Annotated in this window: 14 protein-coding genes; 10 read left to right on the top strand and 4 right to left on the bottom strand. The window is 68.3% G+C overall.

Annotated features, from left to right (window positions below; translation table 11 throughout):
• Positions 1-9: 9 nt before the first annotated feature.
• Complete coding sequence (locus ACIRBX_RS12725; protein ID WP_402296001.1) at positions 10-7,170, bottom strand: polymorphic toxin-type HINT domain-containing protein; 7,161 nt, start codon at positions 7,168-7,170, stop codon at positions 10-12.
• A gap of 608 nt (positions 7,171-7,778) precedes the next feature.
• Here ACIRBX_RS12725 and ACIRBX_RS12720 point away from each other — a divergent pair.
• The gene (locus tag ACIRBX_RS12720; RefSeq protein ID WP_402296000.1) at positions 7,779-11,333 is read left to right on the top strand and encodes a ricin-type beta-trefoil lectin domain protein; all 3,555 of its coding nucleotides are present in this window, start codon (positions 7,779-7,781) and stop codon (positions 11,331-11,333) included.
• A 93-nt stretch (positions 11,334-11,426) separates the two neighbouring features.
• Here ACIRBX_RS12720 and ACIRBX_RS12715 read toward each other — a convergent pair whose 3' ends face one another.
• Together ACIRBX_RS12715 and ACIRBX_RS12710 are read right to left on the bottom strand one after the other, a co-directional pair.
• Positions 11,427-11,660: a hypothetical protein gene (locus ACIRBX_RS12715; protein ID WP_402295999.1), complete on the bottom strand. Its 234-nt coding sequence runs from the start codon at positions 11,658-11,660 to the stop codon at positions 11,427-11,429.
• A gap of 472 nt (positions 11,661-12,132) precedes the next feature.
• On the bottom strand, positions 12,133-12,891 hold the full coding sequence (locus tag ACIRBX_RS12710; RefSeq protein WP_402295997.1) for a tyrosine-type recombinase/integrase: 759 nt from the start codon (positions 12,889-12,891) through the stop codon (positions 12,133-12,135).
• 247 nt (positions 12,892-13,138) lie between these two features.
• On the opposite strand from ACIRBX_RS12710, the gene ACIRBX_RS12705 reads away from it, so the two are divergent.
• Together ACIRBX_RS12705 and ACIRBX_RS12700 are read left to right on the top strand one after the other, a co-directional pair.
• A complete protein-coding gene (locus ACIRBX_RS12705; protein ID WP_402295996.1) occupies positions 13,139-13,510 on the top strand; it encodes a hypothetical protein in 372 nt (123 codons plus the stop codon).
• A 176-nt stretch (positions 13,511-13,686) separates the two neighbouring features.
• Positions 13,687-14,061: a hypothetical protein gene (locus ACIRBX_RS12700; protein ID WP_402295995.1), complete on the top strand. Its 375-nt coding sequence runs from the start codon at positions 13,687-13,689 to the stop codon at positions 14,059-14,061.
• On the opposite strand, the gene ACIRBX_RS12695 is transcribed toward ACIRBX_RS12700, so the two are convergent.
• The gene (locus ACIRBX_RS12695; protein ID WP_402295994.1) at positions 14,052-14,633 is read right to left on the bottom strand and encodes a hypothetical protein; all 582 of its coding nucleotides are present in this window, start codon (positions 14,631-14,633) and stop codon (positions 14,052-14,054) included. The genes ACIRBX_RS12700 and ACIRBX_RS12695 overlap by 10 nt on opposite strands.
• Positions 14,634-14,762: 129 nt before the next feature.
• Between ACIRBX_RS12695 and ACIRBX_RS12690 the strand changes: the two genes are divergently transcribed.
• The 7 genes from ACIRBX_RS12690 to ACIRBX_RS12660 all read left to right on the top strand — a co-directional run bounded on the left by ACIRBX_RS12690 (position 14,763) and on the right by ACIRBX_RS12660 (position 23,583).
• Positions 14,763-15,395, top strand: coding sequence for an RNA polymerase sigma factor (locus ACIRBX_RS12690; protein WP_402296472.1), 633 nt, complete (start codon positions 14,763-14,765; stop codon positions 15,393-15,395).
• A 113-nt stretch (positions 15,396-15,508) separates the two neighbouring features.
• The gene (locus tag ACIRBX_RS12685; protein WP_402295992.1) at positions 15,509-16,201 is read left to right on the top strand and encodes a hypothetical protein; all 693 of its coding nucleotides are present in this window, start codon (positions 15,509-15,511) and stop codon (positions 16,199-16,201) included.
• A gap of 370 nt (positions 16,202-16,571) precedes the next feature.
• The gene (locus tag ACIRBX_RS12680; protein WP_402296471.1) at positions 16,572-17,228 is read left to right on the top strand and encodes a DUF5701 family protein; all 657 of its coding nucleotides are present in this window, start codon (positions 16,572-16,574) and stop codon (positions 17,226-17,228) included.
• A gap of 793 nt (positions 17,229-18,021) precedes the next feature.
• Positions 18,022-19,398: a discoidin domain-containing protein gene (locus ACIRBX_RS12675; protein WP_402295991.1), complete on the top strand. Its 1,377-nt coding sequence runs from the start codon at positions 18,022-18,024 to the stop codon at positions 19,396-19,398.
• Between the two features lie 2 nt (positions 19,399-19,400).
• Positions 19,401-20,705, top strand: coding sequence for an MFS transporter (locus ACIRBX_RS12670; protein ID WP_402296469.1), 1,305 nt, complete (start codon positions 19,401-19,403; stop codon positions 20,703-20,705).
• Entirely contained in the window at positions 20,702-21,673 is a 972-nt protein-coding gene (locus ACIRBX_RS12665) for a TolB family protein (RefSeq protein WP_402295989.1), read from the top strand. Before ACIRBX_RS12670 ends, ACIRBX_RS12665 begins: the two co-directional genes overlap by 4 nt.
• Positions 21,674-22,161: 488 nt before the next feature.
• Positions 22,162-23,583, top strand: a complete 1,422-nt coding sequence (locus ACIRBX_RS12660; protein WP_402295987.1) for an APC family permease — start codon at positions 22,162-22,164, stop codon at positions 23,581-23,583.
• The last annotated feature ends 189 nt before the right edge of the window (positions 23,584-23,772 follow it).

The raw sequence follows: 23,772 nt of genomic DNA, 5'->3' as shown, positions 1-23,772 counted from the left end.
ACTGTCGACCTATGGCCAGTAGCCACCTAGCAGTTGTTGCCTGACGTGTTCTATGACGTCAAGCGCTTCACTCCTATTTCTAGCCCCGCTCATCAAGTCATTCACGTAGCCGTAATATTCATTTGTGTGAATCCTTGAGTGAACCGATAGCCCGTTTGGATTGGGTGATGAGCTGCCCCGCGGCAGCCAGACGCCATTCTCGGCATCGTTTACGCCGATTCCAAATCTGTCCAGCTGCGCCCTGGCGGGCGCGGCCTTTGGTGAATTCCCTGCAACGATGTGATGCGGGGAGTGAGGCGTTGCCGGCTCCAAGTCGCCAGCAGCGTTAAGGGCATTCCTGAGCTTGGTGGCACATCCCGCATCTGCATTGTGCACCAGGACCGGCGTGGTTCCGGCGAGTACATAGTACGTGTGAAGGTCAGCGACCGTGAGGTTGTGGGCCGTGGTTTCTTTGGTGTGAAATTTGAGCGCGGCGATTTTGGCGGATGCGCCGGTGGGTGTCAGTACTTCCTGACCGATGCGGAGGTCGGCGGCGTCGACCCAGTTGTTTAGGGATGGCACCCAGAACGGGTGATGGTCCGTCGCTTCGAGGGTTCCCTCTCCGTCAGGCGTGTTGATGGTGATCCCGACAAGATTCTTGCTGCCAGAGCCGGTGATCGTGTCAGTGACTGGCTCTTCTGCGGTCTCGCCTGTCTGGGGATCTGTAGCCAGGACCAGGTCGCCGGCCTGGAGATCCTCGATGGCCTTGGCCGTTCCGTCGGCCATGAGTACGAGGGTGCCGGCCGTGAAGCTATTGCAGGGTAGCTTCAGCCACTTGGGTCCTCGCCCTCCGGAGTAAAGTTCTGCGGCCAGGATCAGCGAGTTTGCTGTTGCTTCTCCGGGGCGGCCGTTCGAGTATCCGTCATAGATTTCCACTCCGCTATCGACGGCCCCGAGTATGATTTTGGAGCCGAATTCTGGATTCTGGGGGCTCATGCTCCATTGGATGATGGCAGCCTGCTTGCAGCCTTCCATCGATCCTGATAGGCATTGCCCGGCCGAGGAGGTGACGGCGCCTGCGAGCTGCTTTCCGCTGTTGTACGTCTCTACGGCCGCATTCTTGAAGCCGCCGATCATTCCCTTGAGGAAGTTCTTGGCCCCGGATCCTTCTTTGTTATTCTGGGGCTTTCCATTGCCGTTGCTTTTGGCGACTGCCTGCTCTTGGGCTTCGCTTTGGTTGGCCCACTTTTGGCAGTCTTCGGTGGTGCAGGCTGAGCTGTTGTCGATTTCGTACTTGAGACCGCTGGGGTCGCTGAGGTTGACCGGGTTGTTGTTGCTGTAGGCGTAGGCATTCCACTGTTGTGGATCAGCTGGGTCGATGATGGGGTCGGGGCTGATGAACCGGCCGGTCTTCGGCTGGTACTGGCGGGCGCCGAGGTTGGTAAGTCCGGTCTGGTTGTCCTGGGTACCGCCGACGAAGCCCTTGGTACCGGCCCATTGACCGGAGGTGGGTTGGGTGCCGCGGGGGTTTCCGAAGGGGTCGGCGGGGCGGCGGGTGGCGGTTTGGTTGGCGTCGGTGTTGATTTGGACGCCGTTGGTGCCGTGTGGGTCGGCTGCTTGGATGACGACGTTTCCGCCGCTGATGGCGGAGGTGACCCGGGTGTAGGTGAGCCCGCTTCCGGCGGGGATGGACCGGGTGTTGGTCAGGGTGCCGGTGGTGGTGTCGAGGGTGAGTTCGTCGGTGGGCAGGTTGAGGGTGGTCTTGCCAGGGTTGCGGCGGATGAGTTGGTTGCCGGCCGCGTCGTAGAGGTAGGTCGTGGTGCCGCTCGCTCCGGTGGAGCTGATGGTGTCGAGCTTGCCCTCGCGGTTCCAGGTGAGTGTCGCCGTACCGCTGGTGTCTGTGATGGCGGTGGTGTTGCCTGCGGCGTCGTACTGGTAGCCGATGGCCTTGGTCCCCGCCGGCCCGGTGGTGGTGGAGGTGAGCAGGGCGTGGGGCCCGCCGGTTCCGCCGCCGGTGTTGGGGGCACTGCTGGGGGTGTTGGGGGTCTTGGTGGGCCTGAAGGTCTGGGTGGTGGTGCTGTCCTTGAGGCTGTTGCCGGTGATGTCGTGCTGGATGCGGCTGGTGCGGTTTCCGGAGGCGTCGTAGGTGTAGGTGTCCCAGTAGGGGGCCGGGCCGCCGATGGTTCGCCCGCCTGGGCCAACGATGCCGGGGCTGTTGGCGTTCTTGCAGCCGCCGATGCCGGGGACGGTCGTGGAACTGCCGGTGCCGTGAACGGCCCCGGAGGAGTCGGTCCAGTTGTCTGTGGTGGAGATGCCCGCTGTGTCGGTCCAGGCGCCGGTCAACCGGCCCAGGTGGTCGTAGGTGAAGCACTGGGTGTCGGTTGCCGAGGCGTCTTGGATGTTCGTGACGGAGGTGATGCGGCCCGACGGGGTGTAGGTGTAGGTGGTCTGGTCAACGGAGGTGGTTCCGACCTGGCGGTCCAGGAGGGAGTTGATGACCCGTCCGGTGGCCCAGTCATATTGCTGGGTTGAGACGACCTGGGTGCCGTAATCGCCGACCGTTGTCCGCACAGGGCGCGCGAGGGCGTCGTAGTCGACCTGGGCGACGACGGGCTGGTCGAGGCTGGCGGATCCGATGAGCAAGCCGGTGTTGCTGCGGCCATATGTGATGGCTTCTGCTGGGAGCCCGCCGGCCGCAGGAATGCTGGTTTCGGTGACGGCGCCGAGGACTGGGCTGTACGCGTTGGTGGTGGTGTAGGTGCCTGCGAGGGCGCCTTCCACGGGCGGGATGGTGATGGAGGTACCGAGCGGCCGGTAGGCGGTGTCGTAGCCGGTCACAGCCGTGGTGTAGGCCGCGCCCCCGCTGCCGCCGATGTAGCGGGTGGAGGAGGTGGGTTGGCCCTTGGCCAGGGTGTCGTAGGTGTAGGAAGTCAGTTGGTTGGCGGGTGTGACGGTACCGCTGTACGTGCCGGTCCTACGGTCGAGCCGGTCGTAGGTGAACGCGACGGTGTTTCCCTTGGCATCGACTGTGTGATCGATGCGCGAGTCGACGTCGTAGAACACCTGGCCCACGCCGGTGTCCGGGTCCGATTTCGAGACCTCGCGCCCGCGCAGGTCGTAGGTGGTGGTCCAGGTGTTACCGCTGCTGTCGGTACGGGAAGCGGGCTGGCCGCTGGGCGTGTACGCGTAGGTGGTGACGTCCGCGTCGGCGGGGTTGCCGGTCGCGGTGGGGGTGCGGTACTGCCACAGGGCAGAGGTCCGGCCTCGTGCGTCGGTCACGGTCGAGGCGGGCATGCCGCCGCTGGGCGGGGTGGTGTCGGTGCGGTCGGCACCGGGATAGGCGGTGGTGGCGGCCCACTGGAAGTTGCCGTTGGAGCGGAACTCCGCTCGCACGACGCGCCCGTTGCCGTCGTAGGTGTTCCATGTCTGGCCCGGGACCTGACCGTCGGCGGTCGGTACGAAGATCGACGTGGTGGGGAATGACTTCGGCTCGTAATAGGCGGAGGAGGTCTTGATGACCCAACCGTGTGTGTCGTAGACCGTGTCGGTGATCAGACGCCCGGTCGGCCGGACGTCACTGGTGCGCTGGCTCTGGCGGGCCCGGCCCAGACCGTCGTAGATGTCGACGTTGACCGCGTACGTGGCCGCGTCGTCGTTGAGCAACTCGGTCGTGACGGCGGACGGCCCTGCAGTGCCCTTGAGCGCGTAGGTGAACCTCCGGTTGGGCAGCTGCGAGGTCGGGCGATCCGGTGCCCAGACGGCAGTGAGCCGCCCGAGGGCGTCGTACTGCCCGGTGGTGACACGGCCGTTGACGTCAGTGCTGGTCAGTGCGGACCCGCGTGCTGGGTCGAGCGTGGTGGTGGCCGTCCAGCCGTCTCCCATGGGACCGGTGGTCTGTACTCGGGTCGCCAGTGCGCCGGAAGCAGGGGTGATGGCGATCTTGGTCGTCGCCGGAGTGATCGACGGACCGTTCAGTTGCGTGCCGGTGCTGTTGTAGGTGGAGCCGTCGGTGGTCGTTGTGGTCAGACTGCGACCGTAGACGTCGAACGTCGCGCTGCCGGCATGGACGTAGACCGGGTTGCCGTTCTGGTCGAAGCGGTCCAGGACATGGTTGCCGGTCGGGTCGCCGGTCGTAGCGGACTGTCCGAAGGGCTTGCCGTCGTACAGCGTGCGGCCACCGCCCAGGGTGTTGGTCGAGGATGCCGAGCCGGTGCAAGGTCCCTGGAACTTGGTCTGTTCCGAAACGAGCGTGAGCAACTGCGGGTTGCCGCTGGTCGCGTAGCCGGTGGTGGTGCAGACCTCGGGGGTGGCGGTGGTGCCGTCGCCCTTGTCGTCCACCTTGACGACGCGGTTGCCCTTGGCCGGCTCGCTGGTTGTGACCGTGGTGGTCGTGCGCCAGCTGCCGTCCGCGAGTTTGGCTTTCGAGATGGCGGTGGTCTCGGAGTCCGGCAGCCAGGCGAAGATCTGCGGTGCGCCTGCCTTCTGGGCCTGGGTCGCGGACCTCTGCTGACCGTTGTAGCTGCTTCCGGAGATTGCCGTGACCGTGCCGCCGGCCTTGTCGAAGGTTTCGGTTGCGACGACGCGGCCGGCGAGCTGGGCACTGTCGGTCACGGTGCCGCCGAGTGGGTTGGGAACCTCGGCGACGGTGCGCAGCGTCTTGCCGTCGGCGAGGTAGTCGCCGACCATCCCCCGCAGGTAGGTGACCTTCTGTTGGGTCTTGGGAGCCTCGCTGCTGTCGCCGCTGCCGGTGGTGGTGGTCACCGACTGGTAGCCGCGGAACTGGCTCCAGGTACGGGTCTTTGGGTCGGTGAACTCGGCGTCGTTGCGGTGCCAGGCCGCGCCGCCGTTGTAGGTGTACTCGGTGACCTTGGAGACGTTGGGGGAGCTGACAAGGTCCTGTTCGACGACGGTTTTGACCAGGGGCTTGTCGAACCAGTCGTTGACCGGGTCGGGTGAGGACTGGCCGGTCGGGTACCACTTGACGGGCAGGCAGGCCATCGAGTTGTTGTCCTCGGAAGCCGGCATGCGGTTGTTGACCCGGGAGCACTCGGAGTTCGTGTAGATGACGTTGATGCGCCCGCCCATCTCGGTCGTGATGCTCTGGATGCGCGGACGCATGAACATCTTTTCGGCCGGGACGAGGCCGTCGACACGATTGGCCCGCATCTTGTACTCGAACTGGACCGGGGGCAGGTTCTTGACCTCAGCCTGGCCGTTGCTCGGAACCCGCTGAATCGAGTCGAGTTGCAGGAGACGGCTGGTGCTGTCCCCCGGATCGGCGAGCTGCTGGTTGAGGTTCCAGGTGTCGACGGTCCGGTAGGCGGAGTCGACCAGGACCTGGGTGGTGATCGCGGTCAGGCGCTTCGTGCTGAAGAACGTCGGTGCGGAGTTGACGCAGGTAGTGTCGGTGCAGATCTGGTCAATGGGAGTGTCGGGCCAGGCTGCGGCGTTGGCCGCGGTGCGCTGCGACTCGGCGCAGGTGATCGCCCCACTGGGCATGCAACGTTCCGCGACGGTGAACATGATCTTGGCTGCCGGCTTGACGCCGCCCTTCGCGGCCTTCTGCTCGTCGAGACGCTGGCCGTAGGCGATCTCCTTGAGGTAGCCGGCCCGCTGGTAGTCCGTAAGGGTGCCGTTGCCGCCGCTCTGGATTTTGCCGCGCTTGTACTTGTTGCCCTCAGCGGCGTACCGGTAGGTGATCAGGTTGCCGTGGGTGTCGATGACGTGGTCGAGCTGCCAGCGCCACGCCATCTGGCACCAGGAGTTCTTCCCGCTGCTGGCGTCGTAGCAGGGGTCGCCGTTGTTGGGTGAGTACACCGGAGCGGTGAGAACGGAGTTGGCGGCCGGGTCGGAGGCATCGCCGCCTGGCAGGTGATTGAGTCCGAAGTAGTACTGGATGCCGTCCGGGGTGGTGATCCGCCAGTACTCCATGCCCTGGTAGGCGATGTCGCCTGCGCTCTTGGGAGCGCCCGTGAGCTGCTCGACCTTGGTGCCGTCGTCGCTCTCCAGGTGCCAGATGCCGGTTGCGTCGTCGCGAACGATGGCGCCGGAGTGACCGCTCAGGGAGAGGGCGGCGTTCTGACCGCCCCAGCACTGGTCAGGCGAGCCGGTGATACCGGCCTTGTCGCAGGACTTGTAGGACCGCTCGATGAAACCGGGCTCGTATCCCCATCCGTCACCGATCCAGGACGGCTGCGCGTTCGACGCCGACGTCTTGCCATCCACGTCGGCGGAGCTGTAGCCGAGCGTGACGGACGGGGCCGCGCCACCGAGCGAAGGCGGCGCCTGGATCGGGTAGCCGTAAGTGAAGTTGCCCGCGTTCGACCCGGAGGTCCAGGACGATGACGGGGAAAGGGACGTCGCCTTGTAGTCGCCCATGGGCCCGGAGGGCGAAGGCGCGGCGGCAAGTACCACCGAGCCGCCGCTGGGCCCCTCTGCGGCGGCAGCGACCGTCCGCGAGGGCACCGAAGCCGTGCTGAATGACGCCTTCACAGCGCCGTTGTGCTGCTGCGGAGCCTGGGCAGGGGGCAGCGTGACCTCAGCAGTGATCTCGCCGTACCCGTTGCTCTTCGCGGCAATCGGCATCTGCGTCCGGCACCCGGGCACGTCCGGAGTGGTCAGCGCACAGGACGGCAAGGCCACGAGCGCGGCCCGCTCGGACCAGCCGGCTGCCTGCAGGGCTTTCAGGTCCAGGGTGACGCTCGCCGTGCGCTCCACACTGTCAGCGGGAGCCTCGGCATTGCTCAGGACAACGAGCGGACCGATGACACCTGCGGCCCTGCCCTTGTCCTGTGCCGTGACCTGAACAGTTACCTCGCGGGCTGCTTCCCCCGTGCTCGCGCCGGGCGCGACCCTCACGGCCAGGTCCCCGGCCTTCGTACCGGTCGCGCCGCCAGAGGCGTGATACGCGCCGCCGCCGGTGGCGGCGCGCGCGGCCTTCGCCTCCAGGCTGTCCGCACCCAGGGTCACCGTAGTGGTGCCTGTGACCAGCGGGGCAGCGGGCTCGGGCTTCCAGACCGGAGCGCTGACCACTGCGGTGGGTGCTGGCCGTTGGACGTCCCGCCCCTCGACCGAGACGGTTTGGTTGCCCAGTGGTGTGTGCGGGGGAGTCCAGACCTTCCCCTTCGGGGCGGGGACGGTCAACGCCACCGCCGGTGGCGCGGTTACCCCAGTCATTGCCAGCGCGACCATCGCCGCCACCGCAGGCGATCGCCACCGGCCTCCTGACAGCCTTCCAGCCCGTATTCGGGCAGGCCGAATCATCGTCACATCTCCTCATGATTTATCGACACGGCACCACAGGAGCAGAGCCATGCCACGGTCGGCGTGACGATATGTGAAGCATCTGACACGAAGTCAGCTGCCAGTGTGTCGCAGGCGAGATGTTTATGAAGTCTTGATAATTCCAATCCGTCATGTATCCAGACAGATCGGGGCAAGGAGGTGGTGGGTTTGACGCGGCCATGGATCAGGACACATCGTTCCTCTCCGAACAGCGATGCACAGAGTGTCTTTCGATCGGGAGGGGTCAACCTAGAGCCATGGCCGTCATGTCACGCATATCACGAACAGTAACAATTTCACCGAATTTGCCATTTGTGTACCACCGCCCCCTCCGCTTCGCCGCGCTTGCGACCAGCTTTGCCCTCGGTCTTGGCCTGCTCTCCGGGCCCTCCGCGTCGGCCGCTGCCCCACCCCCTGCGTTGACTGCCACCGACCCCGCTCACGGACCTGCGGGTGGGGTGGCGGCACCCGCTCCGTCCACGCCTGCTCCGCCACGCACGTCTGAGCAACAAGCGATGCTGGATGCGATTGCCAGAGCCAAGTCGACTGGAAAGCCGGTTACCGTCGAGTTGTCGACCAGCGAGGTCTCCTCGACCATCGCCAACCCCGACGGCACCCTGACCACCACTGCAAACGCACAGGTCGTACGGACGAAGCACAGCGGCACCTGGGCCGACATCGACACGAGTCTGCGAGCCAACGCCGACGGATCCCTCAGCCCGGCTGTGTCGACGGCCGGGCTGAGGTTCTCGGGCGGCGGCACCGGCCCAATGGCCACCCTCACCACCAGCGACGGCAAGAGCCTGTCGGTCGGCGCCCCGTTCCCGCTGCCCAAACCCATTCTGAACGGGGCGAACGCCACCTACAGTGACGTCCTACCCGGTGTCGACCTGCAGCTGACCGCCCTGTCCCCAGGTGGGTGGCGCGACGTGCTCATCGTCCGCACCCGCGAGGCCGCCGAGAGCCCGGCACTCAAGTCCCTCACCTTCCCAATGTCGGCGAACGGCCTCTCGGTGGCAGCCGACGCGAGCGGCGCGATCACCGTCACCGACGCGAGCGGAACGGCGCGCTTCCGCGCCCCCGCGCCGCTGCAGTGGGACTCCACCAAGCCCGCCGGCGACACCGGCGCACAGCGGGCCTCCCGCTCAGCGGCCCACCTCCTGCTCGCCGACACTGAGTCCGCGGCTGCACCCTTCGAGGGCAGCGGGGGCGCGCCCTCGACCGCCGAGCATCCGGGCGACGGCGCGAACGTCGCCGCCATGGCCACCAAGATCACTCCCACTGCGATGGAGCTCACCCCGGACCAGAGCGCGCTCGGCGAGGGTACCGGCCCCTGGTATCTCGACCCGTCGCTGATCGCCGCCACCAGTTCCGTCCAGGGGGCGGCGGATGTCCAGGAGAACTACAAGACGTCCGAGAACTTCAACAAGAAATCCAACCTGGCCACTGGCTACTGCGGCTATCACAGCACCGACCCGAAGCTGGACTGCGGAATCGAGGGCCGCCAGCGCGCCTACTTCCAGTTCGGCATCAACCCGGTCCTTTACACCAAGCCGAATGGCGCGGGCAGTGCGCCCACCATCTTCCGCTCCACGCTCAATGCGCAGGTCACCGGTGCTTCGAGCTCCGGGACGAACACACCGTTCGTGGTGTACTCCGCGCCGAGCCCGATCCATGAGCACACCAGCTGGAACAACCAGCCGTGCGGCACCAACGGCAACGTCGTCATGGAGAACTGCCCTGCGGTCAACGGTCAGTGGCTCACCGGGACCGGCCCGCTGGCCATTGATGTCACCGACATGATGAAGCAGGTAATCGCCGGGCAGCGGCCCTCGTGGACCGTGGCGATCGCGCCGCAAGGCAACGAGTACGAGAAGCTCTACCGGCACTACATCGCCAACAACCCTTCGATCACCACGACCTACGACATCACCCCGACCATCTGGTACCCGCGGACCTCACCCGCGCCCGGCTTCGCCGGCAACAACACCACCGCCGAGTGCACCTCCGGCGGCACCAATCCCTGGGACAACCCGGGCTGGGTCGGCAGCAACCAGAACATCTACCTCACCGCCAACAGCTGGTCTCCCGCCGGGCAGCCGCTCTACACCGGCTACCAGATGTGGGACGACAACGACCCCAACTTCAGCGCCGTACCGGGTGCATGGGGCGGAAGCTACAACGACCCCGGTCCCACGGTCGGCGTCGGCTCACTGTCCGATGGCCATCAGTACGGCTGGCTCGCCCGCTCCACCGACGAACTCCTCACCTCACCCTCCAGCGCCTGGTGCTACTTCCGGGTCGACAGGACCAACCCCCGCGTCAGCATCAGCTCCACCGACTTCCCACCCTCCGGCACACCCAACCCGAGCCCGGCCAAGTACATGAACGACTGGGGCCGGTTCTGGATCAACGGCGAGGACCCAGCACCCGGCGCAGGTCTGCGAGCCTCCGGCATCGCCTGCCTGCGGATCAGCACGGACCCGACCCCTGTCGTCGGCTGGCGCTGCGGCCAGAACGACACCATCGCGCCCGGGCAGCCCTACGACTTCCAACCGCGACGCTGGGGCACCAACACCCTGTACGCATGGGCCATGGACAACGCCGGCAACTACAGCCAACCGGCCATCTACAACTTCTACGTTCCGTGGAAGCCCGGCACCCAGCCGCTGTTCGGTGACGTCACCAACGACCAGCAACCGGACATCGTCCTCACCGACAAGAACGGTGACCTGAGGATCATCGGCGGCACCATCGACCCGATGAACTCCCTGGTTGCCCCCGCCGCGGCCGCACCCGGCAATCTCCAGTACGGCGCGACCTGGAAGGACTACCAGATCAGCCACCACGGCGCCCTGCTCGCCGGCCAAGCCGTCGACCAGCTCGTCGTCCACTACACGGGGTCCTCGGACGAGCTGAGGAAGGTGCTCTACGTCATCCCCAACGACGGCACCGGGCGGTTCGACCAGACCACCCCCCTCGCCCCGGCCCGGCCCACCAGCTGCAAGGTCTACGGCACGACCACGCCGTGCCCCGGCTACAACAGCAGTGCCGGCTGGAGCAACGTCTCGCAGGTGATCGCCTTCGGCACACCCAAGGGCGAGGCCGTCGGCCCCAAGGCCGGCGACCCGACGAAGACGGTCTTCACCACCCAGACGTCCATCATGACCCTGGAGAACAACGAGCTCTACGTCTTCACCCCCGTCGGCAACCTCCTCGGCAACGCCACGCTGATCCCCACCGTCTCCGGCAGCTGGAGCGACTTCGAACTCCTGAACCCGGGTGCGGCCAACGGGGCAACCACCAACCCGTCCACAAAGGCGACTGCTAACCAGACGACCCTCTGGGCACGCAACCGCACCAACGGCAGCATCTACGCCTACCCGCTGGCCTGGAACGCCGACGGCACGGTCGACTACTCGGCACTCGGCAGGCCCAACGCCGGCAAGCTGATCCTCGACGCCGGACTACTCCCGAACAACCACCCGCGCATCGGCGCCGGTGACCTCAACAACGACGGCCGCCCCGACCTCTGGACCGTCGACAACACCAACGCCATCGCCGTCTTCCCCGGCAAGAGCACCGACGGGACGGCGAACAAGGTCGACGCTTTCGACACCTGGCAGCTCGTCGGCTACGCCGACTCCAGTGTCTCCGTCCACCCCAACAGCGTGAGCTGGCAGTGCCTTGACGCCCTCGGCGGCCCCCACGAGGGAGCCGAGACCGCCATCTACGGCTGCTGGCAGACCGCCAACCAGCGGTTCAGCTTCGCCACTGACGGCACCATCCGGGCTGGAAGCTACTGCCTGTCCACCAAGGACAACTCCCTCACCAACGGCACCCGCATCATCCTCACCACCTGCACCGGCAGCGCCGGCCAGAAGTGGGGTATGCGACCCGATGGCCGGATTTATTTGCCCGCCACCGTCGACCCCATCGGCAGCCCTGGCGGCAAGTGCCTCGAACTTCCCGGCTGGGCGACCGACCAGGGCACCCGCCTCGGCATCTGGGACTGCCCCGGACTCCAGGCCAACCAACAGTGGACCCTCCAGCCCGAACGCAATCCGTAACCAACCGACCTTGACCATGTAGGACATGTAGCAGCAGGGCAGGGAGCCTGGACAACAGGCTCCCTGCCCTGCTGCTACGAGCTCGTTACACGATCACTGTGTCGGCTTGTTGAGCTTGCGCCAGCAGATGAGGGCGGACGCCAGTGAGACGAGTGAGTCGTGGAGGTCGAGGCGACGTTCCCAGCGGGTGGCCAGGCGCTTGAGCGGGTGGAGCAAGGCGAAGGCCTGCTCCACCACATAGCGGAGCGTGCCGAGGTCGCAGATGTCCGGCTCGCCACGTCGGGAGATGACCGGCAGGATCCGACGTCTGGTCAGCTCCCGCCTCACGTGCCAGCTGTCGTAACCCTTGTCTCCAAGAACGGACTTGGGCCGCTTCCTCCTTGGTTACGTTCCGTAATAGTCGGGGTGGGTGAGGGGGCGCTGCCGCCCGCAGGTCGACAGTGATGTCCCGCCCTGTTTGGTGTCTGCGAGGAGTCGATGGGGCAGCGGTGCTTGCAGGGCTGCCGAGTGGCTGAGCAGCGAGGTGGCCGACGACGACTAGAAGGCCTGCTGACCACTTCGCAGCACGGAATCGGCACACATGAGGGCGAGAAAACCGGAGAGGTAACGATAGTCACCAAGAGCGACTGTCGCAGGTCAGACGGCCTTCCAGTCATATTCATGCAGGTCAGAGGCCTACTCGGCGAAAACTTACAAGGCGGATGTCGGCGGTTCGAAACCGTCTGCGCCCACATCGTTGGACCAGGGACGAAGCCCCGGACCGAGTGCGGTCCGGGGCTTCTGACATCAGAAACCGACATCAACCGCGCTTGTTCAGCAGCCGGTCCATGTTGGCGAGCGCCTCCCGCTGCGAGTCCTGCGTCACGTGGGTGTAGACGTTCATCGTGAGCCCGATCTGGCTGTGGCCGAGGATCTCCATCACCACGCGGGGCGAGACTCCGCAGGCGACGAGGAGCGTGGCCGTGCCGTGGCGCGCGTCGTGCATCCGGACCACTGGCACGCGAGCCTCGGCGGCGATCCGGCGAAAGGAGCGGTAGACATTCGTCGGCTCGACTGTCCGGCCGGACCGGGTGGTGAAGATGTGCCCGGTCTCTGTCCACTTGTCGCCGGCCGCCCTGCGGGCCTCGGCCTGCTGGAGCCGCTGCCAGCGCAGGGCGACGACGGCGATCCGGGGGAGCGGGATCGGCCGGCGCTTCCCGTTCTTCGTGGTGCCGGTGTACAACTCCCCACCGACGTGCTGCACCTGCTCGCGGACGACCAGGGACCGGCCGGCGAGATCCACGTCCGACCAGCGCAGGCCCACGATTTCGCCACGGCGCATGCCAAGCGTGATCGCCAGCGCGAACGCCGCGTACAGCCGGTCCTTACGGGCGGAGCCGAGGAAGGCCAGGGTCTCGTCCAGTGTCCAGAGCTGCGACTCACGGCTGACCACGGTGGGCGGCGGCACCATCATTCCGACGTTGCGGCTGACCAGCTCGTCCCGGGTGGCGGCGGTCAGCGCGGTGCGGAGCACCTTGTGGGCCTCCTTGGCGGTGGCCGCGCTGGACAGCTTGGTCACCTTAGAACTCGTAACACGATCTTGGTATGTCGGACTGGCCAAACGATCATTGGCGCTTGCTGCTGATGGCTGGTCACCGGAACCCCAGCCGTGACAGGATCTCGGAGCAACATCACCCCTTGCCAGAGGCCAGAACAACGTGCTGGAGGGGTGGCGCAGCGGTGGACTATGGCGCTGTCAGGCGGAGGCAGGGTTGTACATACGGTTCCAGGCAACGGTCCCCAACCGGCGTGGGACCTTCCCCGGTGTGTTTGCGTTGGTGAACGGCCTGGCTGCGGACGGAAGGCTCACTTCCGAGCAGGAGTCCTTCAGGCGGTCGAGTTACGACTGGTACGACGCGAACCTCGCGAACCCCTCCCTGGTCGACCCCATGGTTTACGACCGCGAACTCAACTTCGGCGCGGAGGCATGGTTCAAGGCGTCCGCCGTCGAACACGTTGAGCAGGTCAGCGGGCATTTGGAGATCCTCGGGATGTACCAGGTGGGGTGCGAGTCGATCTGGTCATCGGACCCAGGAGAGGTCATCTATGAAGACGATCACCAAGTGGTCGTCGTACCGTATGGCCTCCGCCAACAGCAACCTGCCGACGCAGCTGCGAACTCACCTACTCCTCGCTGAGGACACGATCACGAGGGCGGGCGCTTGAGGCGTCGTCGGCAGATGAGTGCGCAGGCGAGTGAGACGAGCCCCAGTTGAGGAGGACCGCTGGGGCTCTTCGGCGCCGGGGGATGAACAGCTTGCTTCTACGGTGGTGAAGTGTCGTTGGGCGGCTGGCCGTCTGGTAGACAGGCGGCGTGGCTGCGTTCATGGCGTTCTTCGACGGTTCGACCACTGCGTGGAGGATCGACGTTGGGGCGCTGAGTGCTGGGATCGCAGAGCTCTGGGGAGAGCTGGAGGTCGACCCGGCGCGGCGGGGTGAGGTGTGCGCGTTCAGGTGGAGCTGCCGTAGTGGTGAGAGGCCGGCAGAGGTGTTGATGGCTGAGGACGGTACCGGCCTGTACTTGGATGCTCCGCTGTCGGAGGCCGTGCGGGTTGCCTGCCTGCTCCGCCGGTTCGTGCCCGAGGCCGTCGAGTTGGTGTTCTGCGACGAGGGCTACTGCTTCGATGTTCGAGTGCGGCCGGAGGCCAGCGCTGCTGAGCTCATGGCCGAGGTTGAGGTTCAGTGCTGAAGTGCCGGGCGGGGGCCGGCGAACTCGTGGAGGGTCTGTTCGTAGTGGCCGGCGAACTGGATGCGGGTGATGGCGGTGAGGGGGAACTTCGACGGCTTGTCGTGCCAGCGGGCGTCCGGGTCGAGTTCGTGGAGGCGGACGGTCTTGCGGCCGATGCGGAGGACGGCGCCGATCCAGAGGGCGCCGGGGGTGTCGCGTTCGGTCTCCAGGCCGACCAGGTGGTGGCGGGTGGAGGCGGAGAGCAGGAGGGCGGGGAGGGCGGTGAGGTCCACGTCGGTTCTCGGGGTGGGCCACTGGCCGCGTCGTCGTAGGGCTCGGATGGTGAGGGAGTCCTCGTCGCCGGTGCGCTTGACCTTGCTGATGTCGGGCGTCGGTACCGCGGTGAAGCCGTCGAGCCGGAAGTCATGGCAGGGGGTGAGCAGGGTCCAGGCCGCGTTCGTGGCGAGGACGAAGCCCTCGATGGGTTCGGTGTCCTCGATGGTGCGGTGGATGCGGACGAGGTGGTGGGTCCGGGTCGCGTCGGTCAGTTTGCGGAGGACGGTGTCGGGGTGGTGCGGTCGGGTCTTCGACATGGCGTCATGGTGGCCGGGCAGGGGCGCTGGTGACGATCCGTTTTCCGGGAGGAGTGTGGCGCGCGTCACGGGAACCCGGTGGGGTGGCGTACCAGAGGGATGGGTGTGGACTATTCGGATCCAGCAGAGATGCGAAGGCGGGTGCGGGCCGGGGACCGGGACGCGTTCGGCCGGCTCTTCGACGCGTACGCGCGCTCGGTGTACAACCACGTCTACCGGCTGACCGGGGATTGGTCGGCGGCGGAGGACGTGATGTCGCTGACCTTCCTGGAAGCCTGGCGGCAGCACGGGAGGGTCAGCGCGGAGGGAGGTTCGCTGCGGCCGTGGCTGCTCGGGATCGCCACCAATCTGGTGAGCAATCAGCGGCGGGCCGCGCGGCGGCACCGGGAGGTGCTGGCCCAACTGCCGCCGGTGGTGGAGGGAGTGCCGGACTTCGCCGAGGAGGCGGTGGGGCGGCTCGACGATGCGGCGCGGATCGCGGGGGTGCAGGCCGCGTTGGCGAAGTTGCGGCGGCCGGAGCGCGAGGTGCTGGCGCTGTGCGTGTGGGCGGGGCTGGACTACCAGGAGGCCGCGGAGGCGCTCGGGGTGCCGGTGGGGACGGTCCGCTCCAGGCTGTCGCGGGCTCGCGGCAAGTTGCACCGGCTCACCGAGGCGGCGGCGCGCAGGTCTCCGTCGGATTCGCGGGAACTCGTCCGCGCCGCACGCCAGATGAAGAGTGAGCCCGCAACCGCGAGCCTGTCCCCGAAGGAGGCAAACCAGTGAACGCCGACCAGCGGCCGGAGCCGGTGGAGCGCGCCGAACTGCTCGGGCGCGTGCCCGCGCCGGCCGAGCGCGATCTCCCGTCGGGACGTCATGCCCTACACCGGGAGCTCTTGATGAGCCGGATCGACCTCGAAACCTCCACCACGCACACCACCCCGGCCGGTCGGCCCCGGCTGCGGCGGCGCCTGGCGTTCACGCTGGCCGGAGCCGTCGCCGTGGGGGCGGTGGTCGGCGGCGTGACGTTCTACGACCGGCTGACCGGCGTCGGTGGGGGCGGGGGCCCGCTGGGTGCCGCCGAGATCGTGAGCTGGACTGCCAAGCCGACCACCGTGGACACCACGACCGGCCAGGGGGCCAAGACCCTGAAGTGGTGTCTGAAGTCGATGGACGCCCAAGGGGGTGCCGACAAGGTCACCACTGCGGACCTGCGGGGCAAGGTCACGTCCATGGTGGTGACCAGTGGCGCCACCACCGCCCTCTGCTACGTCGGCCCGAACGGTGTGGGCGGCTTCTCCGAGGTGGTCGATGAGGTGCCGGTGCTCGCCAAGGACGCCATCGTCTACAACACCGGCGGCTCCCACGGCAATGGTGACCAGATCTTCAACTACGCCGCCGGTTTCGTCGGTTCCGACGTCAAGGCGATCACCATGACCGCCCAGGGGCGGACCTTCGAGGTCACGGTCGAGAACGGCCGCTGGACCGCCTGGTGGCCGGGCACGGAGAACAACCGCAGGGGCTCGGTCGACACCGCCACCCTCACCCTCGCGGACGGCAGCACCCGCTCCGTTCCCCGCAGCTCGATGTAGATGCGTCAGGGGCAGTGCGCCACTGCCGCCGACCACCCCTCCCGCCCGGACGTCGTGCGGGGTCGGGTCGGCGGGCGCGGGCGGTGGTGCGGGCCGCCGACCAGGTGAGGGCGGTGACCACCGGACGAAGGGCCTGTCGAGGGGAAGCGGCGGGCCCTTCGCCCGCCCGGCACCAGGGGCTTCGGGGCAGCACGGCGGCTCCGAAGGCGAGGGGTGGACGGGTGGGCACAGGCATGGTGACGGGGTGTCAGGGGCGGCTGAAGGCGAGTGGGGCCGCGGGAACCGGCGGGGGTGGTGGGTCGTTGGGGGAGCGGCCAGTCGAATCGTGTACTGAGGAGTGCCCTTGCCCGAGCTGTCGGCTCGTTTCGCCATGACCGCCCTGCCTTCGCTTCCCGCCCAGGCGGAGCGCCTGATCGAGCTCGGGGTGCACACCCTCGCCGGGCTGTCCGAGGGGGAGGTGCGGAAGTACGCCGAGGCGGCGGGGAGTGCGGAGGCGCTGCTCGTCGTGCACCCGGATCGGGTGCCGGCCTCGGCGCTGGTGCCGCTGCTCAGCCGCAAGGGGAGGCCGGGGTTCGTGGTGGTCGACATGGCGGACGTGGACCAGTTCGCTCCGACCGGGGTCGAACTGCCGGACGGGCCGCTGTACTTGGTGACCGCGCCGGACCGGGGGGACCACCTGGCGAACTGGACCCCGGAGGAGGCGCTGCCGGTCATCACGGCGGAAGGGCGCAGCCCGCTGGTGCTGACGGAGGGGATCCACTGGCTGTTGCAGCAGCCGGAGGTGCTGGAGCGGAACCTGTGCTTCATGACGATCGCCTCGCGGCTGCCCAAGCCGAAGGGCGGCTTCGACGCCCGTACTCCGGCGATCTGGATCAGCAACGGCACCGGCCGGGACGGCCGGGAGCGGCGGGACGCGCCGAAGGTGGGCTGGTGCTGGTGGGGGAACCGGCACACCTGGCTGGGCATCGCCTCGGCGGCTGGTCGGACCGGTGGTGAGGGCGGTGGCGACCGTCTCCGAACGGTTTGATGCGGGCTTTAACCGGGCTGTGGTGGAGTCGAGTTGAGCCGGTCCCGAGGAGGGGCCGGTGGGACGGGCGGTGGCCCGTCGGCGGCAGGGGTGCGTGGGGACGCAGGGGACCCGGCCGGTCGCAGTGCGGTGTGTCGGATGCGAGGAGGCAGGAGGAGGTCGTCAGGAAGGGCCGCCCGCAGGGAACGGGCGGTAGGTCCCTCCCGCGTGGGGCGGTGAGGGAAGTGGGACGGATGACGGCGGCGGTACCGGCTGTGGGGGCCGGGCGTCGCGATCGGAACGGCCCGGGTGGTGCATGGGGGCGCCGCCCGGGCCGTGCTGTTGCCGCAGGGCGGTGGCGGGCGGGGGTGGGCGGTGGCGGGCGGGGGTGGGAGACCGCAACCCAGCGGGCCCATGCGGGCGACAGACGGGCTCGGGCGGGTGGCGGCGAAGCCAGCGTGACGACGCGGCGGCATCCGGGTGAACGTTCCGACCAGCGGGTTTCGCCCTTGGGGCGTAAGGGAATTGGGCGCCCGGCGGGGCTGACGGTGTCTCGGCGAAGTGGCAGCGCAACGGGCCGTCCGAAGACTGGTAGGAAACTTTCCTTTCTACTACGCTGCCGACGGCGGCTTGGCGCGGCGTCCGTGACCGACGGGACGTGACGCGCTCAGTGGGAGAGCTCTGGCCCGGCCGCTGCGGTGGTGTGTGTGCGGTCGCCGCTTCCCGGCCCGTGGGTCCGACGACACGATCCGACGACCCGAGGCGCCGGTGTACCAGCTCTCCTACGTTCTTTCCAAGGTCAGGGAGTCCAGCGATGCGTCTGGGTGGCTCGGTAAGGCCGGTTCACATCGGAGTGTTCGCCGCGGTGTTGGCACTGCTCGGCGGACTGTTGTTCAGCTGGCCCGGCAGGGCCGGGGCGGCGGCGGATCCGGTGATCTCGAAGGGGAAGGCGGCCACGGCCTCCTCCACGGAGGGGTCCTCGTACGCGGCCGGCAAGGCGTTCGACGGCAGCACGTCGACGCGGTGGGCGAGCGAGGAGGGCAAGGACCCGCAGTGGCTGCGGGTGGACCTCGGGGCGAGCAACAACGTCTCGCGGGTGAAGCTGAGTTGGGAGTCCGCGTACGCGAAGGCGTACCGCCTGGAGGTGTCGGCGGACGGCACCACCTGGACCAAGCTGGCGAGCGAGACGGCCGGCAACGGCGGCACCGACGACTGGACCGGGCTGTCCGGCAAGGGCCGCTACGTCCGGATGTACGGCACGGCGCGCGGCACGAGCTACGGCTACTCGCTGTTCGAGATGGAGGTGTACGGGACCCCGGACGGCGGCACCACGCCGACCCCGACCCCGACCCCGACGCCGTCGCCGAGCCCGTCGACCAGCCAGCCGGCCGGCGCGTTCACCGTGGTGGCGGCGGGTGACATCGCGGCGCAGTGCACCGCGAGCGACAGCAGCTGCGCGCACCCGAAGACCGCCAAGCTGGCCCAGCAGATCAACCCGAAGTTCTACATCACGATGGGCGACAACCAGTACGACGACGCCCGTCTGCAGGACTTCAAGAACTACTACGACAAGACCTGGGGCGCCTTCAAGTCGAAGACCCGTCCCGTCCCCGGCAACCACGAGACCTACGACCCGGCCGGTTCGCTCTCCGGCTACAAGTCGTACTTCGGCTCGATCGCCTACCCGCAGGGCAAGAGCTACTACAGCTACGACGAGGGCAACTGGCACTTCCTGGCGCTGGACTCCAACGCCTTCGACCAGAGCGCCCAGATCGACTGGCTGAAGGCCGACCTGGCGGCCAACAGCAAGAAGTGCATCGCCGCCTACTTCCACCACCCGCTGTACTCCTCGGGCGGCCACGGCAACGACCCGGTCTCCAAGCCGGTCTGGAAGATCCTCTACGGTGCCAAGGCCGACGTGATCCTGAACGGCCACGACCACCACTACGAGCGCTTCGCCCCGCAGGACCCGGAGGGCAAGGCGGTCGCGGACGGCATCGTGGAGATCGTCGGCGGCATGGGCGGCGCCGAGCCGTACCCGATCGAGCAGATCCAGCCGAACAGCGAGAAGCGGATCAGCGGCGACTACGGCGTGCTGAAGATGGACTTCACCGACTCCGGCTACAGCTGGACCTACGTCGGGACCGACAACAAGGTCAAGGACACCAGCCCGAAGTACAGCTGCCACTGATGATGTACCTGGCCACCACCGGCCGGAGCACGGACGCGCCGCCCCGCCCCGTCGGGGTGGGGCGGCGCGTCCCCGGTACGGTCGTCGCGCTCGGGGCGGTCAGCCTGGTCACCGACGTCTCCTCGGAGATGGTCACCGCCGTGCTGCCGCTCTACCTGGTGCTGGGGCTCGGCCTCTCACCCCTCCAATTCGGCTTCCTGGACGGCCTGTTCAACGGGGCCACAGCGCTGGTGCGGCTGCTCGGCGGGAAGCTGGCGGACCGCGGCGGCGGTCGGCACAAGGCCGTCGCCGGGGCCGGCTACCTGCTCTCGGCGCTCTCCCGGCTGGGACTGCTGCTGGCCGGTGGGGCGGCCGGCGGGATCGCCGCCGCGATGGCAACGGACCGGCTGGGCAAGGGAGTCCGCACCGCCCCCCGGGACGCGATGATCACCCTCAGCGCACCGCCGGAGGTACTCGGCCGGGCCTTCGGGGTGCACCGGGCGATGGACACCACGGGGGCCCTGCTCGGACCGCTGGTCGCGTTCGCGGTGCTCTGGGTGACGGCGGACGCCTACGATGCGGTGTTCGTGGTCAGCTTCGCCACCGGACTGCTCGGGGTGCTGCTGCTGGTGCTGTTCGTGCCGGCCGGAGTGCCCGGCCAACTACCCTCCACCGCACTGGACTTCGAGCGGAAGGCCGTGCAGAGGAAGGCGGAGCCGAAGGCCGGGGTGCTCCGCGATCCGGCGTTCCGTCGGGTGGTGGTCGCCGCCGCGCTGCTCGGGGCCGCGACCATCGGGGACTCCTTCCTCTACCTGCTGCTCCAGCGCGGGCTGGACCTGGAGCCCGCGCTCTTCCCGCTGCTGCCGCTCGGTGCGGCGGCGGGCTACCTGCTGCTGGCCGTCCCGGCCGGCCGGCTCGCGGACCGGATCGGCCGCCGGGCGCCGCTGCTCTACGGGCACGGCGCGCTGATCGCCGCCTACCTGGTGCTGCTGCTGCCGATGGGGTGGCCGACCGTCCTGCTGACCCTGGCGCTGCTGGGTGTCTTCTACGCCTCCACCGACGGCGTGCTGATGGCGCTGGCCGGGCCGGTGCTGCCGAGGGAGGGCCGGGCCGGCGGGCTGGCGGTGCTGCAGACCGGCCAGGCGCTGGCCCGGCTGTGCGGCGCGGCCGGGTTCGGAGCGGCCTGGACCTGGTGGGGGCCGCGTCCGGCGCTGGCCGTGGCGGCGGTGCTGCTGGCCGTCGCGGTGGCGGCGGCCTGGCGGATCCTGCCCGATCTGCGGGTCACCGCCGGCGGTCCGGGCAACGGCAACGAGGAGGTGACCGCATGAAAGCGCGTCTGACCGTGCTGACCATCGCCGTCCTGGTGCTGCTGGGCGGCTCGCTGGGCTACGTCCTGCACGCCCGTCAGCGGGACGGCGGGCACCAAGTGCTGGCCGCTGCGAGCACGTTCACCCTGAACGAGGCCGGCCTCTACTACCGGGACACCGCCTCCGGACGGGTCGGCCGGCAGGGCGGGCCGCCGGACGGGCCGTCCTGCGAGCGGTTCTACGCGTCCGGGGACCGGGCGCTCTGCCTGCGGGCGATGCCCGGGGTGCCGGCCCGGACCCAGGCGGTGGTCTACGACCGCCGGTTCTCCGAGCTGCAGACCGTGATCGTGCCCGGCATCCCGAACCGGGCCCGGGTCTCGCCCTCCGGGCACGTGCTCTCCTGGACCTCCTTCGCGGTCGGCGACTCCTACGCGGCCAGCGGCTTCTCCACCCGCACCTCGGTCCTGGACCTGCGCACCGGCTACCTGATCAAGTCGGTCGAGTCGATCCCGCTGCTGGTGGACGGCGTCCGCTACCACGCGGCCGACGTCAACTACTGGGGCGTCAACTTCGCGGCCGACGAGAACCGCTTCTACGCCACCGTCTCCTCGGCCGGGAAGACCCACCTGGTCGAGGGCGACCTGCGCGCCTGGTCGGCACGGACCCTGCGGGAGAACGTCGAGTGCCCCTCGCTCTCGCCGGACGGCACCCGTATCGCCTTCAAGAAGAAGGTGTCCGCCGACCCGGTCGCGCCCTGGCGGCTGTACGTGCTGGAGCTGGACGGGATGAAGGAGCACGCGCTGGCCGAGACCCGCAGCGTGGACGACCAGGCGGCCTGGCTGGACGGCGGGACGATCGGGTACGCGCTGCCGGGCAGGGACGGCAAGGGCAGCGACGTCTGGTCCGTCCCGGCGGACGGGAGCGGCGAGCCGCGACTGACGGTGGCGGGAGCCTCCTCGCCGGTGACGGTGGCCGCTCCGGCTCGCTGACCTGCGCTGACCTGCGCGGACGGCGGCGTGGATGGTCGGCGGACGGCCGGACGGGTCGAGTGGTGAGACCGCGGCCGGGGTGGCCGAAATGTTATGGATCAATTCCCCCACCCCGGCTGCGGTTATCGTCGTGGCGCCGGACGGCCGGGGCTTGGGGCACTCTTTGCCCTGGTCGGTGCCAGTGGCATGGATTCCAAGGTCAACTAAGTGTTGAAGTGGCGCATGATCATGTGAGGGTGGTCACACTCCTTCGATCATCGGGAGTGTGCGCGCATCGCCGGGGGGAGTCGTCCCGTGTGGGGGCGCTTATGACAACGGATTCCGCAGCACTCCGGTCGTTGACTGCGCCCGATTCGCCCGCTTCCATGGCCGCCGGGAGCGACCGAAACCACGTTGCACCGGCAGACCTGCCTGGAGGAGATATCCGCTCCCGCACCAGCACCACCCACGAAGCGCGTCCCCCCGCGCCGAGCCGATCGGATTCCCCCATGACCGACATCCTGGACCCGCCCGCCACCAGCACGGCCGGGGCCTCCGATCAGACCGCCGGCGCTCCCCGGAAGCTGGCCAGGTCGCTCGGGGTGGTCGGCGGCACGCTGCTCACGCTCTCCTGCGTGACCCCGGCGTCCTCGCTCTTCGTGATCGTGCCGGACCTGTTCGCCTCGCTCGGCACCTACACCGCGCTGGCCATCGGCATCGGCACCCTGCTCTGCATCGCGGTGGCGTTCTGCTACTCCGAGCTCGGCACCCTGATCCCGAGCGCCGGCGGCGAGTACGCGATGGTCGGCACCCTGGCGGGCCGCTTCGCCGGCTGGCTGGTCTTCATCCAGTCGCTGATCGTGGTGATGATCGTGCCCTCGCTGATCGCGATGGGCACCGCCGACTACCTCGAACCGATCATCCACATCGACCCCGCCGTCGCGGGCGCCGCCGTGATGATCGCGGCCACCGTGGCGGGCCTGCTCGACCTGCGCGCCAACGCCTGGCTGACCGGCATCTTCCTGGTGCTGGAGGTGATCGCCTGCGCGGTGGTCTCCTTCCTCGGCTTCGCCAACAGCGAGCGCGGCGTCTCCAGCCTGACGCACGGTCAGGTGGTCACCGACGGCGCCACCAGCCCGGTCGGGCTCTCGCTGATCCTGGCCGCGATGGGCACCGCGCTCTTCGTCACCCAGGGCTTCTCCACCGCCATCTACCTCTCCGAGGAGCTGGAGAACCCGCGCCGCAACGTGGCCCGCACGGTGCTCTGGACGCTCGGCCTGTCGGCCGTGATCATCCTGGTGCCGGTCATCGCCATCACCGTGGGCGCCCCCGACCTGACCGCGCTCAGCGAGGGCAACGTCTCGGCCCTGGTGGACGGCTGGGCCGGCTCCTCGGTCGGCACCTTCGTCAGCCTCTGCATCGCGCTGGCCATCGTCAACGCCGGCATCGTGATGGTCATCCAGAACTCCCGGGTGCTCTTCGCCTCCGGCCGTGACCGCGCCTGGCCGCAGCCGCTGAACAACGCCTTCGGCACCCTCAACCGCTTCAGCGCCCCGTGGATCTCCACCCTCGCCGTCGGCATCCCCGGCGCGGTGCTCTGCTTCGTCCCGCAGGACCTGCTGACCAACATCACCGGTGTCGCGGTCGCCGCGCTCTACCTGCTGGTCGCGGTCGCCGCGCTGTTCGCCCGCAAGGGCAAGCACAAGGACGTCCCGGCCTGGCGCCAGCCGCTCTGGCCCGCGCTCCCGGTGATCCTGATCGTGGTGCTCGCCTACGTGCTCACCCAGCTCGACGGCAAGGCGCTGCTCTGGACCGGCGGCATCACCGTGGTCTCCGCCCTCTACTGGCTGCTCTACCTGCGCCCCCGGCAGGACACCCGCTGGGTGATCACCATCCCGGAGGACGAGCAGCAGGAGTTCCAGCAGGCCTGACGCCCCGTCGGACACGACAGCGGGGAGGACCGTCCACGGACGGTCCTCCCCGCTGTTTCGTGCGCCCTGCCACCCTTCAACCCATCCCCCTGAGTGTCACCAGAACGGGTACCTGCGGAAACGGGCCATCAGGGTGACGTTGGATCAACTGGTTGTCGGTTGGTAGGCCGATGTGCCCCGGCGAGCCCG

It is taken from the genome of Kitasatospora sp. NPDC096147 (assembly GCF_044763225.1).
Lineage (GTDB): Bacteria > Actinomycetota > Actinomycetes > Streptomycetales > Streptomycetaceae > Kitasatospora.
The sequence above is the reverse complement of the archived record's forward strand: the minus strand, read 5'-3'. Positions and strand labels throughout refer to the sequence as shown.